The 13,988-nt window shown below is 60.1% G+C and carries 16 protein-coding genes; all 16 read right to left on the reverse strand.

The window, feature by feature from the left end; translation table 11 throughout:
* Entirely contained in the window at positions 1 to 735 is a 735-nt protein-coding gene (gene lepB / locus L6758_RS03030) for a signal peptidase I (protein ID WP_237186101.1), read from the reverse strand.
* A 50-nt stretch (positions 736 to 785) separates the two neighbouring features.
* Positions 786 to 1,442, reverse strand: a complete 657-nt coding sequence (gene lepB / locus L6758_RS03035) for a signal peptidase I (protein ID WP_237205798.1) — start codon at positions 1,440 to 1,442, stop codon at positions 786 to 788.
* 23 nt (positions 1,443 to 1,465) lie between these two features.
* Positions 1,466 to 1,813 carry a 50S ribosomal protein L19 gene (gene rplS / locus L6758_RS03040; RefSeq protein WP_135011098.1) on the reverse strand — a complete coding sequence of 116 codons (348 nt, stop codon included), beginning with the start codon at positions 1,811 to 1,813 and terminating at the stop codon, positions 1,466 to 1,468.
* Positions 1,814 to 2,106: 293 nt separating this feature from the next.
* On the reverse strand, positions 2,107 to 2,928 hold the full coding sequence (trmD, locus tag L6758_RS03045) for a tRNA (guanosine(37)-N1)-methyltransferase TrmD (RefSeq protein ID WP_237205799.1): 822 nt from the start codon (positions 2,926 to 2,928) through the stop codon (positions 2,107 to 2,109).
* A gap of 5 nt (positions 2,929 to 2,933) precedes the next feature.
* Positions 2,934 to 3,551 (reverse strand): ribosome maturation factor RimM, encoded by a 618-nt coding sequence (gene rimM / locus L6758_RS03050; RefSeq protein WP_237205800.1) that lies wholly within the window; start codon positions 3,549 to 3,551, stop codon positions 2,934 to 2,936.
* 121 nt (positions 3,552 to 3,672) lie between these two features.
* Entirely contained in the window at positions 3,673 to 3,861 is a 189-nt protein-coding gene (locus tag L6758_RS03055; protein ID WP_237194130.1) for a hypothetical protein, read from the reverse strand.
* Positions 3,842 to 4,129 carry a hypothetical protein gene (locus L6758_RS03060; RefSeq protein WP_237194132.1) on the reverse strand — a complete coding sequence of 96 codons (288 nt, stop codon included), beginning with the start codon at positions 4,127 to 4,129 and terminating at the stop codon, positions 3,842 to 3,844. Before L6758_RS03060 ends, L6758_RS03055 begins: the two co-directional genes overlap by 20 nt.
* A 207-nt stretch (positions 4,130 to 4,336) precedes the next feature.
* Positions 4,337 to 4,579 carry an RNA-binding protein gene (locus L6758_RS03065; protein WP_135011094.1) on the reverse strand — a complete coding sequence of 81 codons (243 nt, stop codon included), beginning with the start codon at positions 4,577 to 4,579 and terminating at the stop codon, positions 4,337 to 4,339.
* 2 nt (positions 4,580 to 4,581) lie between these two features.
* A complete protein-coding gene (rpsP, locus tag L6758_RS03070; RefSeq protein WP_185174544.1) occupies positions 4,582 to 5,010 on the reverse strand; it encodes a 30S ribosomal protein S16 in 429 nt (142 codons plus the stop codon).
* A gap of 206 nt (positions 5,011 to 5,216) precedes the next feature.
* The gene (locus L6758_RS03075; RefSeq protein ID WP_237205801.1) at positions 5,217 to 6,398 is read right to left on the reverse strand and encodes an ABC transporter permease; all 1,182 of its coding nucleotides are present in this window, start codon (positions 6,396 to 6,398) and stop codon (positions 5,217 to 5,219) included.
* Complete coding sequence (locus tag L6758_RS03080; protein WP_237186093.1) at positions 6,395 to 7,312, reverse strand: ABC transporter ATP-binding protein; 918 nt, start codon at positions 7,310 to 7,312, stop codon at positions 6,395 to 6,397. The genes L6758_RS03075 and L6758_RS03080 overlap by 4 nt, the downstream gene beginning before the upstream one ends.
* A 117-nt stretch (positions 7,313 to 7,429) precedes the next feature.
* On the reverse strand, positions 7,430 to 8,152 hold the full coding sequence (locus L6758_RS03085; protein ID WP_237205802.1) for a response regulator transcription factor: 723 nt from the start codon (positions 8,150 to 8,152) through the stop codon (positions 7,430 to 7,432).
* Positions 8,149 to 9,540: a sensor histidine kinase gene (locus L6758_RS03090; protein ID WP_237205803.1), complete on the reverse strand. Its 1,392-nt coding sequence runs from the start codon at positions 9,538 to 9,540 to the stop codon at positions 8,149 to 8,151. Before L6758_RS03090 ends, L6758_RS03085 begins: the two co-directional genes overlap by 4 nt.
* 63 nt (positions 9,541 to 9,603) lie before the next feature.
* Entirely contained in the window at positions 9,604 to 11,535 is a 1,932-nt protein-coding gene (locus tag L6758_RS03095) for a hypothetical protein (protein ID WP_237205804.1), read from the reverse strand.
* A gap of 71 nt (positions 11,536 to 11,606) precedes the next feature.
* The gene (locus tag L6758_RS03100) at positions 11,607 to 12,101 is read right to left on the reverse strand and encodes an NUDIX domain-containing protein (protein WP_237205805.1); all 495 of its coding nucleotides are present in this window, start codon (positions 12,099 to 12,101) and stop codon (positions 11,607 to 11,609) included.
* Positions 12,102 to 12,276: 175 nt separating this feature from the next.
* The gene (ffh, locus tag L6758_RS03105; RefSeq protein WP_237205806.1) at positions 12,277 to 13,851 is read right to left on the reverse strand and encodes a signal recognition particle protein; all 1,575 of its coding nucleotides are present in this window, start codon (positions 13,849 to 13,851) and stop codon (positions 12,277 to 12,279) included.
* Positions 13,852 to 13,988: the final 137 nt, after the last annotated feature.

Genomic DNA, 13,988 nt, shown 5'->3' on the forward strand with positions numbered 1-13,988 from the left:
TTACTCGGTATCGGGTACGTCGGCAAAGACATCGCTAGCCCCACCAATGAAAGTGAAGCTAGACAGGGGCCAGGCGACGACGAAGACTTCGCCCACAACATCGGCATCGTTGATGAACTCGGTGCCGGTCTGAATATGGTAGCGGGAGTCAGCAGAGTTAGAGCGGTTATCGCCCATGACGAAGTAGGAGTTCTGGGGAACGATCACGTCGAAGGGAAGCTCGGTGGGGCTTACACCTGGCTTGAGGTAGGTCTCGTCAATTTCTACGCCGTTGACGGTAATACGACCATCGGCGGTACCCACGATGTGGTCACCACCCACGCCAATCACGCGCTTGACCAGGTAGTTTGATGAGCTATCGGGCATAACCCCCACAAAGGCAAGCGCATCACGCACGGGGTTAGAGCTGGTAGAGACCGGCATCCAGCCCTGAGTGTCCTTGAAGACCACGATGTCACCGCGCTCGGCTTCGGTGAAGAGTCCACCTGCCACGTTCACAAAAACGCGGTCGTTGATCTGCAGGGTATCTTCCATGGAGCTAGAAGGAATGTAAAACCCGCGAACCACAAAGGTTTTCAGCAGGAAGGCGATGAGCACCGCGTAGAGGATAATCAGGGCGTACTCTTTGACCGCGCTGTTTTCGCGGCGGCGCTTACCGCCGCGGGGCTTGTCGGTCGAGGCTGTGGTGGCGTCCTGTGCCGCTGCCTCGATGCTGTCTGAATTCTGCTGCTCCATGAGCCCGCACCCTTCTGCTATGAACGTGTTTAGAGGATAGTTTAGTGGTTTTAGCTGGGAGCTTGACCAAAGCGGTGGGCCGGCCAGGCGATGAAGACCGGGGTGCCGATGATTTTCTCGGTGCGGATCATACCGCCGCCGGGTGCCCCTAAGAGGGCCCTGGAGTCAGCGGACGCCGAGCGGTGGTCGCCCATCACCCACATGCGTCCTTCGGGTACCTGCACGCTAAAGCTCACCTCGCTGGCGCTGTCGCCGGGGTAAAGATAGGGCTCTTCGGAAGGCTGCCCATTGATCAGAAGATAGCCCTGGTGGTCGCAGCACTCGACGGTATCGCCAGCTACCCCGATGACGCGCTTGATGTAGACCGTATCTGAACCCACTAACCCGAGCCACTGCCCCGCGGTTGTGAGCGGGTCACGCACCCAGGGGCTGCCGGGCACATAGGGGGCGAAGGAGCCGGTACCGTCAAAAACGACCACATCGCCACGCTGGGGCTCGGTAGCTAGTTTTGAGACTAGAATACGGTCGCCCGGTTCGTAGGTGGGTTCCATGGAACTTGAGGGTATGTAGAACACATCAATGAAAAAGGAACGAACCACCAGGAGCACGGTGAAGGCGAGGGTCGCAGCGACAGCAACAAGGCGCCAGCCCTGTAGAAAGGGTTGGCGCCTTGCCTCAGAAGAGTCGGCGTTTACGCCAGTCTCCATAAATCTGATGAAACCTAAATGGCTTAGGCTTCGCGCTTCTCGCGGATACGAGCAGCCTTACCGTGACGGTCGCGCATGTAGTAGAGCTTTGCACGGCGGACGTCACCGCGGGTGACAACCTCGATCTTTTCGATGACGGGAGAGTGTACGGGGAAGGTACGCTCTACGCCGACACCGAAGGAAACCTTGCGGACGGTGAAGGTTTCGCGGACGCCAGCGCCCTGACGGCCAACAACGAAGCCCTTGAAGACCTGGACACGGCTGCGGTTACCTTCAACAATGTTGACGTGTACGTTCAGGGTGTCGCCGGGGCCGAACTCGGGGATGTCGGTGCGAAGTGACTTGTTATCAATGAAGTCAAGAGTCTGCATTGAGTTTCTCCGTGAATATCTCTGCCGCAGGTCAAACATATTCGGTGTATGTCGCAGGCAGTGTCTAGGGGTCACCGGGTGGTGCCAGACTGATGCTGTCTGCGATGAATTCTTTACTCACCGCGCTCTGAACGGTCAGAGCCGATGGTTCACGCTGTTATAGGTCGCTCTTCCCCCTGCGGCAGGGGCGTGCCCAGCATGAACACAAAGAAAAATTATCCCACAGAAAACCCGCCTGCACCAGGGGTGCCGGGGCGGGCGTCCGCGTGTTGCCTGTGAGCTTACCTACTTTATTAGCCTTCGCTCGAAAGCTCGGCCTCACGCCCAGCTTTTTTGGCAGCTTTCTGCTCGGTGTGCAGCTCCTGCAAGAGCTTGCGATCTTTCTTGTCCCAGTTCTCTGCGGGGTAGGCCTTGACCATATCGGGGCGGCGGGCAAAGGTGCGCTTAATCTGCTCGTCGCGGCGCCAGCGGGCGATAGCACCGTGGTTGCCAGAGAGCAGGACGGGCGGCACCTGCTGATTTCGCCAAGTAGCGGGCTTGGTGTAGACCGGGTACTCCAGCAGCCCGCCGGTGTGGGACTCTTCGGCCAGGGACTCGGGGTTGCCCATGGCACCGGGAATCAGGCGGGTAATGGCCTCAATCATCACCATCACGGCCACTTCGCCCCCGTAGAGCACGTAGTCGCCGATGGATACGGGCAGCACCCTAAATTCCTGCTCAGCCCAGTCCAGTACACGCTCGTCAATGCCTTCGTAGCGGGCCGGGGCGAACACGATGTGCTCTTCTTCTGCCAGGTCGTAGGCCAGCTGCTGGTTGAAGACAGTGCCGGCAGGTGAGGGCACGATGAGCAGGGGTTTGCTCCCGTCCGCCCGCGCGGACGCCGGTGAGGCGGCAAGTGCCTGATCCAGGGCAAGGCCCCAGGGCTCGGGTTTCATAACCATGCCAGCTCCCCCGCCGTAGGGGGTATCGTCGACGGTCTTGTGCCGGTCGAAGGCGAAGTCACGCAGGTTGGTCAGGTGCAGGTCAACCTTGCCCGATTCGCGGGCTTTGCCCATGAGGGAGAGCTCTAGCGGGGCCAGGTATTCGGGGAAGATGGTGATGACGTCAAAGCGCATGAGCGTTAGTTGTGCTCACTCTCGGTCTCGGGTTCTGCTTCTTCATCGTTGCTGTTGAGTTCGAGCAGGCCGGCGGGTGGGTTGATGATGATGTAGCCCTCTTCGGTGTCGATAGCGGGGATGAGTTCTTCGACGAAGGGGATCATGACCTCTTCACCGTCTGCGGTGTTTTCGAGAATCAGCAGATCCTGGGTAGGCATGGTCTGCAGGCCGGTGACGATGGCGATGGGCTCTTCGGGTAGGTAGCCGTCCTTGATGTCGGCGGCCAGGTAGACGGGCAGGTCGAGCAGTTCGTGCTCGTAGTAGCCTTCGTCGTCGCTGTCGGTGTCGGTTTCTGCGGAGGAGTCGAAGGTGAGGCGGGTGTCGCGGAGTTCTTCGGCCTGGTTGCGGTTGGTGACTTCTTCGAAGGCTACGACCAGGATTTTTTTGTTCCAGCGGGATTTTTTGACGGTGAGGGTGCCTGCGGGGGCGATGGTGCCTGCGGGGCTTGCGGGGTTGAAGTTTTCGATGTCGAGCACAGCCCCGGGAGCGAAGCGTTCTTCGGGGGCGTCGGTGAAGAGCTGGACGGTGACTTCGCCGCGGATGCCGTGGGGTTTGCCGATGCGGGCGACCTGTACCTGCACGCGTATCTCCTTGGGGGTAAAGGTGGTGTGGGGTTTGGGTCTAACTTTACCGGGTTTTGCGGACGCCGGTGGGTAGATAAAAGCCCCGTACCAGCGAGATGCTAGCCCGGGGCTTGTGTAGTTAGTTTGAAGGGGTGTTGTGTGCTGTTGCTTCTATACCGAAGGTAGCTGCAGCGTGAAGTTGGGCCGCTTTGCCGGTAAGGGGTTCTTCTTCACGCGGGGTGTTGAGCCCGAGCTCAGCAGCGTGGGAGAGTAGCTCCCAGTATTCTTCGTTATGAAGGAGCATGTTTTCAGCGGAGGTGCTGGTCATTATTGGCCCTCTCTCCTGTTCTCATAGCATGGAAAATTACCATGATGGTGTCGTTCTGAATTGGTTTGACGAGAACTTCGATAAGGTCTCGTGTGTAGGGGTCGGGGTGCCCAATATAGCGGTAGATTGGTTCCTTGCTAATGTCGTATTCGCGATACATCCATTGCGCATGGATGATTGCGTTCCATATCTCAGCTTCGGTATAGCCGTGTTTGAAGGCTGAGCGTGTGTAGTGCTTTCGAGGCACTTTAGTAGGGTCGAAAGTCATGGGAAGCTTCCTGTAGCTTATTCCCCTTTACCCGTTTTCTTTCTCACTCATTATTTTAGAACGCAGGTTACTTGGAGGCAATGGGGGTTCTGAGGCCCAGGCCAGCAGGAGGTATGGCAAGGGCACCAAGGACGCGGACGCCGGTGGGTAGGTACAAGAAAGCCCCTACAGCTGATAAGCGGTAGGGGCTTCTTGAGAAGTATTCAGTTAGCGTCGTCGGTCGGTGTCGATGACGTCTACGCGCACGTGGTCGCCGTCGTTGATGGCGTTGACCACGGTGCGGATGCTCTTGGCGGTGCGGCCGGAGCGGCCAATCACGCGGCCAAGGTCATCAGGGTTCACGCGAACCTCCAGGGTTTCGCCCCGGCGGCCGGTTTTGGCGCGCACCTGGACGTCGTCTGGGTTGTCGACGATACCCCGAACGAGGTGTTCGAGAGCGTCAGCCAACATGATTACTCAGCTGCTTCCTCAGAAGCTGCTTCTTCAGCAGCCTCTTCTGCGGGAGCTTCTTCAGCCTTGTCCTCGCCCTTGGGGGTGATTGCCTCGGGAAGGATGACCGAACCCTTTTCGGGAACAACGAACTCGGGCTTGGCGTCAACGGGCTTAACGGTTGACTCAGCCTTTTCGCCCTTGGCAGCAGCCAGGTCGCCGGTCAGTTTCAGCAGAGCAGCTACCTGCTCGGTGGGCTGGGCGCCAACTGACAGCCAGTACTGGGCACGCTCTGAGTTGATCTCGATGCGTGAGGGGTTCTCGGTCGGGTGGTAAATGCCGATTTCCTCGATAGCCTTACCGTCACGCTTGGTGCGTGAGTCAGCTACTACAACACGGTAGCGGGGATCGCGGATTTTACCGAAACGCTTCAGACGAATTTTAACAGCCACTGTAGTGGTTTCTCCTGTTTTCTATAACTGTTCGAGGTCAGGGGTCAGCTCGTGGGGCGGGCTTCGTCAAGACCTCTGCGGACACAATTTCTCCCGGATGAGAGGGGCCGGGAAAAATCGAGTACCCGTCAAGTATGCCAGCTCCGCCCCGCTTAATCTAGGGTTACGCTCTATGGAGTGAGCGTGTTGTGAGCAAGCTGACCGTATTATTTCCTCAGCGCCTGCTTCCAGCTCACCGAGGTTCCACCGCGCATAATGTTGGCGCGGTAGATGCGGGCGCCGAGCCGGGTGAGGAGGGCTGCTACTGCCAGGGTGAGGGCAAGGGCGAGTAGGGGCTCCCAGAGGGCTACGTCTTCGGTGAGTAGGCGGCGGGGCATGGCGATGGAAGATAGGACAGGCACGAAGGAGACGACTTTGAGCCAGGTTCCTGAGACGTAGATACCGGCGAAGAGGGCGGCGATGAGCACCATGGTGATGGGGTTGGAGAGGTTGGCGATGTCTTCGGTGCGAGCTGCCATGGCACCGACTGCGGCCCAGATGGTGGCGATAGCTGCGAAGCCAACGACGTAGAACAGGGCGAACCAGCCGGCTGAGGGTAGAATCCAGCCGAATTCTGAGGCACTTCCTGTGATTTGCATGCCGATGAGGCCTGCGACTGCGTAGATGGCTACTTGCAGGATGGCGAGCACGATGTTGCCCACGATTTTTCCGGCGAGAAGTTGGCCGAGCGGTATGGCGGTAGCGATGATTTCGACGATGCGGTTTTGTTTTTCTTCGACCACGGAGTTGGCGATGGCTACGCCGAAGAGCACGGTGGTCATGTAGAAAATCATGGCGAAGACCATGGCAATAAGGAAGGCCAGCCCTGCATTGCTGTTGCCGGAGAGGACGCTGGTGCTCACCTGGGTGCCTGCGGCCAGGGCTTGCAGGTCAACGCCTGCATGGGCAGCGTTTTCGGCGGTGATGGTTGAGGTGATGACGGCGCTCAGTTCGGTGACCAGGCTGTTGTCAGGAGATGAGTCGAAAATGAGTTCCCAGCCTTCTTCGGTGGGGGCTAGGTAGGCGTCCGCGTCCCCGTCTGCTACGAGGGTGCGGGCGGCGTCCGCGCTGTCAACCTGGGTGGCGGTATAGCTGGTTTCGTCGTCGCTCGCTGCCTCGGCTGCGGTGACCAGGGAGCTTGCCCGGTCGTCGCTGGTTGCTACGGTGTAGTCGGTAGAACCGGAGCTAACAAAGTAGGGGATGAGGATTGCGGCCAGGATGATGACCAGGGAGAAGATGGTGCCCCCGATAAAGGATTTATCGCGCAACTTGACCATGATTTCGCGGGTGGCAACAATCTGCCAGGCGTTCTTGGCTCTTGAAGTGCGCTGTGCTGGTGTGGTGCTCATTGGCCGGTGACCTTTCGGTAGATGTCGCCGAGGGTGGGAAGCTGGCGGGAGAACTCCTGTATATCGTGTTCCAGACCGCTGCTGAAAATCTGGTGACGGACGCTGGGGAGGTCAGCACCGGGGGCCAGTTCGAGGACGGCGTCGGTGCCAGATACATCAAGGACTCTGACCCCGGGGAGTTCGCGCAGCCAGGCGGCATCGGCCCCGCCCCGGTAGAGGTAGCGAGGGGTGCCTGATTCTCTGAGTTCGGTGGCGCTACCTGCGGCTCGCACGGTGCCTCCATGCAGAATGACGACGCGGTCGCAGAGGCGGTCGACCAGGTCGAGCTGGTGGGATGAGAAGAGGATGGGGACGCCGGTGCGCATGAGCTCCCGCATCATGGAAACCATGGTATCTACGGCTCTGGGGTCCAGGCCGGAGAAGGGCTCATCGAGAATCAGGGCGGTGGGCTGGTGCAGGATTGAGGCTACAATCTGTACCCGCTGTTGGTTGCCCAGGGAGAGGGATTCAAGTTTGTCGTTCAGACGTTCTCCCAGCCCCAGTTCAGTCAGGTGCTCGGTGGCAACGGACCGGGCGGTGCTAGCGCTCATGCCGCGCAACTGCCCCAGGTAAACCAGCTGGGCCAAGATAGCCTGTTTGGGGTAAAGGCCGCGTTCTTCGGGCATGTAGCCAAAGTTTGCGCGGTCTTCGGCGGTGATGGCACGCCCGCCGTACAGTACCTGCCCGGCAGTCGGTTCGAGCAGACCCATAATCATGCGCATGGTGGTGGTCTTACCAGCACCGTTTGCGCCAAGAAAACCGGTCATGGAGCCGGGTTCAACGGTAAAGCTCACCTTTTCTACGGCGGCTGTGGCGGTGGGGCCGCTGCCGTAGACCTTGGTGAGGTCGCGGACTTCTATCGTACGGTCGTTCATAAGGGCACTTCCTGTGGCTTGCTTGTACCCCCAAGTCTAGAAAGTCCACGCAGAGAAGAACTCCCCCGTGGGGCGGAGCTTCACGGGGGAGTTCTTTCGGGGTGCCAACAGACGGAATTAGCCAGCTAGCCCTACCCGGTGGGCAAAAATTACGGCGCCAACCCGGTCACGGCTGTGAGTCTTAGCCAGGATGTTAGAAACGTGAGTTTTGACGGTTGCAGCTCCCAGAAAAAGTTTTTCTGCAATTTCCGCGTTGGTCAGCCCCTGGGCGAGCAGTTCCAGGGTCTCTTTCTCGCGCGGAGTCAGGGCTGCAAGAGCAAAGGCATCGTCGGGGCTCAGGTCACTGTTGGCTAGTGCTCCCCCAGCCTGTCCCTGCCCGATGCTTCCTGCCGGGGTGGCGGCGTCCTGCCCCTTAGTCTGCTCCACAAAACGGGCGATGAGCGGCAGGGTCATTTCGGGTGAGAGCAGAGCAAGACCCCCGGCAACCTTACGGATAGCAGCAACCAGCTCATCAGCGTCTGAAGTTTTGAGCAGGAAACCGCTGGCCCCGGCCTGTAGGGATGAGAAGAGGTAGTCTTCGCGGTCAAAGGTGGTGAGGATTAGGACGGACGTGCCCGGCAGCTTCTCGGTGAGGGCGGCTGTGGCGGTGATTCCGTCCATCACGGGCATTTGAACATCCATGAGAACCACATCGGGGCGGGTGGCTTCGGCAAGATTGAGAGCCTCAGCCCCGTTGCGGGCCTGGCCGACCACCTCGATGTCGTCCTCCATTGAGAGAATGAGGGCGAAACCTGACCTCACCATGTCTTGGTCGTCAGCTAACAGTACTTTGAGGGTCATGAGGTGCTCCTAGAGGCGTGGGGGTCGTGGGTTTCGTCAATGTCTATGGGGAAGCGTACCTGTACCTTCCAGCCGTCCGCACCGCTGCGGCGTCCGATCCAGCAGGTACCCCCCAGGGCAACGGCTCGTTCCCGGATACCCTGTAGACCGTAGCCGTGGCGGCTGGGATCGGGTATGTATTCTTGGCCTTCTCCCCGCTCTGGGCCGGTGGCAGGGCCGTCGTCGGTGACCTCTAATTCTGCCCAGTGGGCTCCAAAGCTGCCGCCGGTACGCAGGGCCAGCACCGCATTCTGGGCAGCTGAATGTTTGCGCACGTTGGTCAGGGCTTCTTGAGCCATGCGGTAGATGGACAGCTGGGTTCCCTGGTGAAGGTGGGTCAGGCGGTCAAGGTCCTGCTCCCCTACCTGCAGCCGGGTCTGGACGCCGACCGAGCTCATGTGCTCTACCAGGTCAAAAATTTCAGCGACCTGGGGTTCTTTCACCGAACCGCCGCCGTGCTCCGCTTCCCCGGCGGCACGCATGACTCGAATCAGGTTCTTCATTTCAGAGACCGACGAGCGAGCCAGCTTTTCAATGTTGGCCAGGGGCTCTGCTGCCAGTTCAGGTTTCTTACTCAGGGCCCGGCGGGCTGCTGCCGCCTGAATCCCCATGGACGAGACGTGGTGGCCCACCGAGTCGTGGAGTTCTCTGGCGATGCGCAGTCGGTCGCGGGTCACGGCGTCCTGGGCCATCTGCTCAGCCTGCCGCTCTAGCTGCTGGGCCTGGGCCGCAAGGACGGTCCGCTGGTAGGCCTGGTTCCAGGCCGTGCGCCCCATCAGGGCTGCGCACCCGTAGTAGAAAAGATTCGTGACGAAAGCCATCACATAGCCGGCGGTCGCCTGGCTAAAAGGCCCGCCGGAGTACTCTTCAACGCCCGCCATACTGTAGGCCGAGTCGGTCACGACCCAGGCAAGCACAATCCAGATGAGGGCGGCGGTGCAGACCAAGGCGTAGACAATCCAGGTCATCGTGCGGTTCTTGCCCCAGGCGATACCGGCATAGAGCACCGCAAAGTAGCAGAGCTGATAGCTCAGGGTAGCGGGCGCTATTTCAGACACATAGCTCAGAGCAAAGAAAAGCGCGGTGGCTAGAAGCATCATGCTCAGCGGGTAGACGCGGCGGAAAATCAGCGGCAGCGTCATCGCCGCAGCGGCCCAGTAGGAGTAGTGAACCTGCTGGGCGTCGTCCCCCAGAAACCCCGCGGAATGGTAGGCGGCGTTCAGTAGCAGGGTTGCGGCAAGCACCACGAGCCAGACCAGCACGTCCCGGCGCAAGGACGCCGCCGGCGGGGTGGGGCGCTCCCAGTCGGGGTCTATCTGTGAGAAGGAAAAACGAGCGACTGTGTTCACCTGCCCACTGTATCAAGACCGGGGCGCTGGCGGCTCCCCCGCGAGGCGGAAGGAGCCGGGCTCTTAGTCGCGAGCGCCGAAGAACCGCCCCAGCTGCTGCCGGGCAAGCTGCCCTGCCTGGCGGCCGAGCTTCTGGGCGTTGCGGACGACCTTGGGGGTCTGCGGCTCGGAGGTTTCTTCTGCCTGCTGCTGGGCCTGGGCCCGGAGCTCTTCAGTCAGTGAGAGGGGCCGCACCCGATGGTGTTCGACCGTGGGCAGTTTCTCGGCTGCCTGCAGGCGGTGGTAGACCCGCGCGATGACCAGTTCGGCTGCGCCGGTAGCCCCGAGGGTGGCTGCTGCGATGAGGGCCGCGCGGGGTGAACGCCCCTGCGCCACGCGCCGGGCTGCCCACAGGGCCAGGGCGCCGGAGGCACCGAGCTGGGCGGTGGCGTCCGCTGTGATAAGCCAGGGGCGTTCCCTAATTTCCCGGCTCACGGTGCTGAGTGTATCGGTGCCGTTGGGGTAGGCGGTGACGCTCTCCTTGAAGCGCTCCAGCCCGTTCATATCGGGGGCGAATTTTCGGTAGCCCACAAACTCGTCAAGGTGCACAGCCCCGGTGAGCACCTTCAGTAATTCTTCGGGCAGTTCGAGGGCATGGATAGTGGATTCCAGCCCGTCGGAACTTTCACAGTCCAGCACGTAGTTGGTCAGGCGGTTAGCGGTTTGCTCATCGAGCCCGTAGAGCCAGATGAGCTGTTCGAGCTGGTCACGGGCGGCTAGCTCCCTGAACGGTGCCGGGAGTAGGCCCGGCAGACTCCAGGCCAGGTTGCCCACTTCGCTGGAGGGGCGTTCCAGAGACGAACCAATCTTAGTGTAGGGTGACCAGCTAAAGGTGAGCACAGAACCCACCAGACCGGAATCGGGTGTACCCATGACCTGGTTAACCCAGTCGGTAACGCTACTGGTTTCGGGACCGGTGGAATCGGCCGGGAGCACGAAGGTCAGGTTCTGACCGAAGAGGGTCTGCTCAGCCACAATCGAGGGCACGTTCATAGCTTCAAGCAGGTTGGCCAGGGTGCAAGGGTCGGCGGTGAGCAGCGACCAGCCCTTATCGGCAGGCGCCGCCTCGACCTCACCGGCCATGAGCTCAGGCTGCATGTAGGTGGCAAGATCAGCCATCGACAGTTCCACCAGCGCAGCGCTCACCCCGTGCGGGTCAAGGCTCAGGGAATCGGTGCCCTGGGAAAAGGACGCCAGGTGGTAGTCCTCCCCCGGCTTTTGGGGCAGAAGGTCAGCGGCACCCGGGAAGAGGGCGTCCAGCTGATTCAGAAACTCGTTCAGGGGCACACCGGGCAACAGCACCCCGGTGCTGTCGGTCTCTACGGTGCGCAAGGACGCCTGCCCCGGCACCCGCTCGCACAGCACGAAGAGCTGGGCGCGGCGTCCGTCCGTCTCAAGGGCCGTCACCGTTGCCACCGACTCTAAATAGCCCGCTAGCTGAGGGGTAATCTCCCAGTTCAGCTCTTCCATCGCGGCCAGAGCCTCTGGGGTGGGGTCGCCGGTCAGCGCCTGAAGTTCCTCTGCGGTAACCTCAGTAGGCACCTGGTCAGGCTCTGCCAGGACCTCTTCGCTCCCCTGTTCTGCCTGCATAATCTGCTGAATCAGGTCATCGAACTTATCGGGGTCGGCAGCGAGCTCTTCAACGCTCTTGAGCTCATCATCGGTGTACTCATAACTCTGAGCTGGGGCCTGAGCCTGCTCCCGAATCATGCCGATAATGCTCTCTAGCTGGTCTCTGACCTGCTGCTCAACGTCAGAGGGTAAGGACGTCTGGTCACCGGCGTCCGCAAGCTGAGGGGTTTCCGCTTCGCCGCCGGTTGTAGCTGAAATCAGTTCACGCCAGTCCGCCCCTGGCTGCGCACGGTCAATGCGTAGACGCACCCACAGTACATCAGAACCCACGACCTGCCCCCGGGAGGTATTCTGCTGGGCAGGTTCACGCTGTGAATCAGTCATATGCTTAAAATCCTAATCAAGGCTACATCAAAAGGGCAGAGCTCTACCCGGGCTACAGGGGAAGAAAAAATCTAGCTGGCAGGTCTTTCGCTAGAGAACTCATACACGGCGCCGGTCTGCACAGCGCGGAAAGCCTGTCGCAGACGGTGGGCGTGACGGGGCCCAAAATAATCATCTAAATCTTCAGGAGCAACCCACTCATAGCCGGTGAGCTCTTCCTCCTGCAGGGTAATCGTCGCGGTCGCAGGTAGCACGCCAGCATCATAAATGTAGTAGGTAGAGTCGCCCCAGATACCCATCTGAAGCCCGTGAAAAATTACCAGCAGGCGGCCCGGTTCTAGGTCAAGACCAACTTCTTCAGCTACCTCACGGAAGCAACCGGCCTGCGGGGCTTCGCCAGCCTCTACGGTACCGCCCGGAATAGTCCAGCCATCCTTATAGTTAGGCTTGACCACCAGCATCTTCCCCTCATCATTTCGAATCAGGGCACCGGCTGCCAGACGACGGGTAGGTAGGGTTGCGATAAAGGCCTTCAGCTCTTCTTCAGGAAGATAAGAATCAACCACGGCACTGCTCCTTCTCGGCTGGCGGTTACTACACCCAATGTACCGCGCCAAATCACAGCGTGAAAGGTAGAGGGGCCCTTGCACTCTCTCAGCAGAACTTCCCCGCCCGCCTTGCGTCCTTAACAACTAAAGGGGCGGGGGAAGCTGACCGCTTACCCCCGCCCCTAGAGCAGGTTTACTTGAGGAACTTCTCAAAGCCCTTGGGCAGGTTCAGGTCCTCGGGCTTGACGTCCTGGGCCTGTTGGCCGAAAGCTGACCCCAGAGCAGCCTGCTGCTTAGCCGCAGCTGCCTGCTCCTGCTGGGCGCGCTTGGCAGGGTTGCCGGAACGAGCCTTCTGCTTGCCCTTACCCTTGCCCTTGTTCTTGCGAGCGGCACCGCCGGCAGCAGCCATACCGGGCATCTGCATGCCACCGGGCATACCTGCCATGTTGCCGCTAGCCAGCTTCTTCATCATCTTCTGGGCCTGGGCAAAACGCTCCATGAGCATGTTGACCTCAGAAACGGTCACACCGGCACCCTTAGCAATACGGGCACGACGGGATCCGTTAATAATCTTGGGAGCCACGCGCTCGTGCGGGGTCATGGAGCGAACAATAGCCTCGACGCGGTCAATTTCCTTCTCGTCAAAGTTCTCCAGCTGCTGACGAATCTGGGCTGCACCCGGCATCATCATGAGCAGCTTCTTCATGGAGCCCATCTTGCGAATCTGCTGCATCTGGGCCAGGAAGTCTTCAAAAGTGAAGTCTTCCTGGTCAACGAACTTCTTGGCCATGCGGTCAGCTTCGGCCTTGTCCCAGGTCTGCTCGGCCTGCTCAATCAGGGTGAGCACGTCACCCATGTCGAGAATACGGCTGGCCATGCGGTCGGGGTGGAACTGCTCAAAGTCGGTGACGTTTTCACCGGTTGAGGCGAACATGATGGGCTTGCCGGTTACCGAAGCAACCGACAGGGCGGCACCACCGCGGGCGTCACCGTCCAGCTTAGAGAGCACAACGCCGGTAAAGTCGACGCCCTCGTTAAAGGCGTTAGCGGTGTTGACGGCGTCCTGACCGATCATGGCGTCGATGACGAAGAGAACTTCGTTAGGTTCAATAGCGTCACGGATGTCGCGGGCCTGCTGCATGAGCTCGGCGTCAACACCCAGGCGGCCTGCGGTATCGACAATAACTACATCGTGCAGCTTGGCGCGGGCCTCAGCTACACCGTCGCGGGCTACCTGCACCGGGTCGCCGGTGGGTACGTCGAATTCGCTGGTGACGCCGGGGTGCGGGGCGTAGACGGGCACGCCAGCGCGCTCACCCACCACCTTGAGCTGGTTAACAGCGTTGGGGCGCTGCAGGTCAGAGGCAACCAGCATAGGGGTGTGGCCCTGCTTCTTGAGCCAGTGGGAAAGCTTACCGGCCAGGGTGGTCTTACCGGCGCCCTGCAGACCGGCCAGCATGATGATGGTGGGGCCGGTCTTGGCCATGTTGATACGGCGGGTCTGGCCACCCAGAATGTTGACCAGCTCTTCGTTAACGATCTTGACGATCTGCTGGGAGGGGTTCAGGGCTTCGGAGACCTCGGCACCCAGGGCGCGTTCCTTGATGTGGGAGGTAAATTCGCGGACGACGGGGACGGCCACGTCGGCATCCAGCAGGGCACGGCGAATCTCGCGAACTGTAGCGTCGATATCTGCTTCAGTCAGCTTGCCTTTGCCGCGCAGGTTTTTGAAGGTTGCTGTCAACCGGTCTGAGAGTGAATTAAACACGGGCTGTGCACTACTTTCGTGGCTGGATGGGCGTCGCGGGCTTAAAGGAGCCCGCTAACAAATTTAAGAATCAGCTATTAAGAATAACGTATATAGGCAAGGGGCCGCCGGGTTTGCGCGGTTGAGAGTCAGAATCC

This window comes from Rothia nasimurium, assembly GCF_928382285.1.
Taxonomy (GTDB): Bacteria; Actinomycetota; Actinomycetes; order Actinomycetales; family Micrococcaceae; genus Rothia; species Rothia nasimurium_E.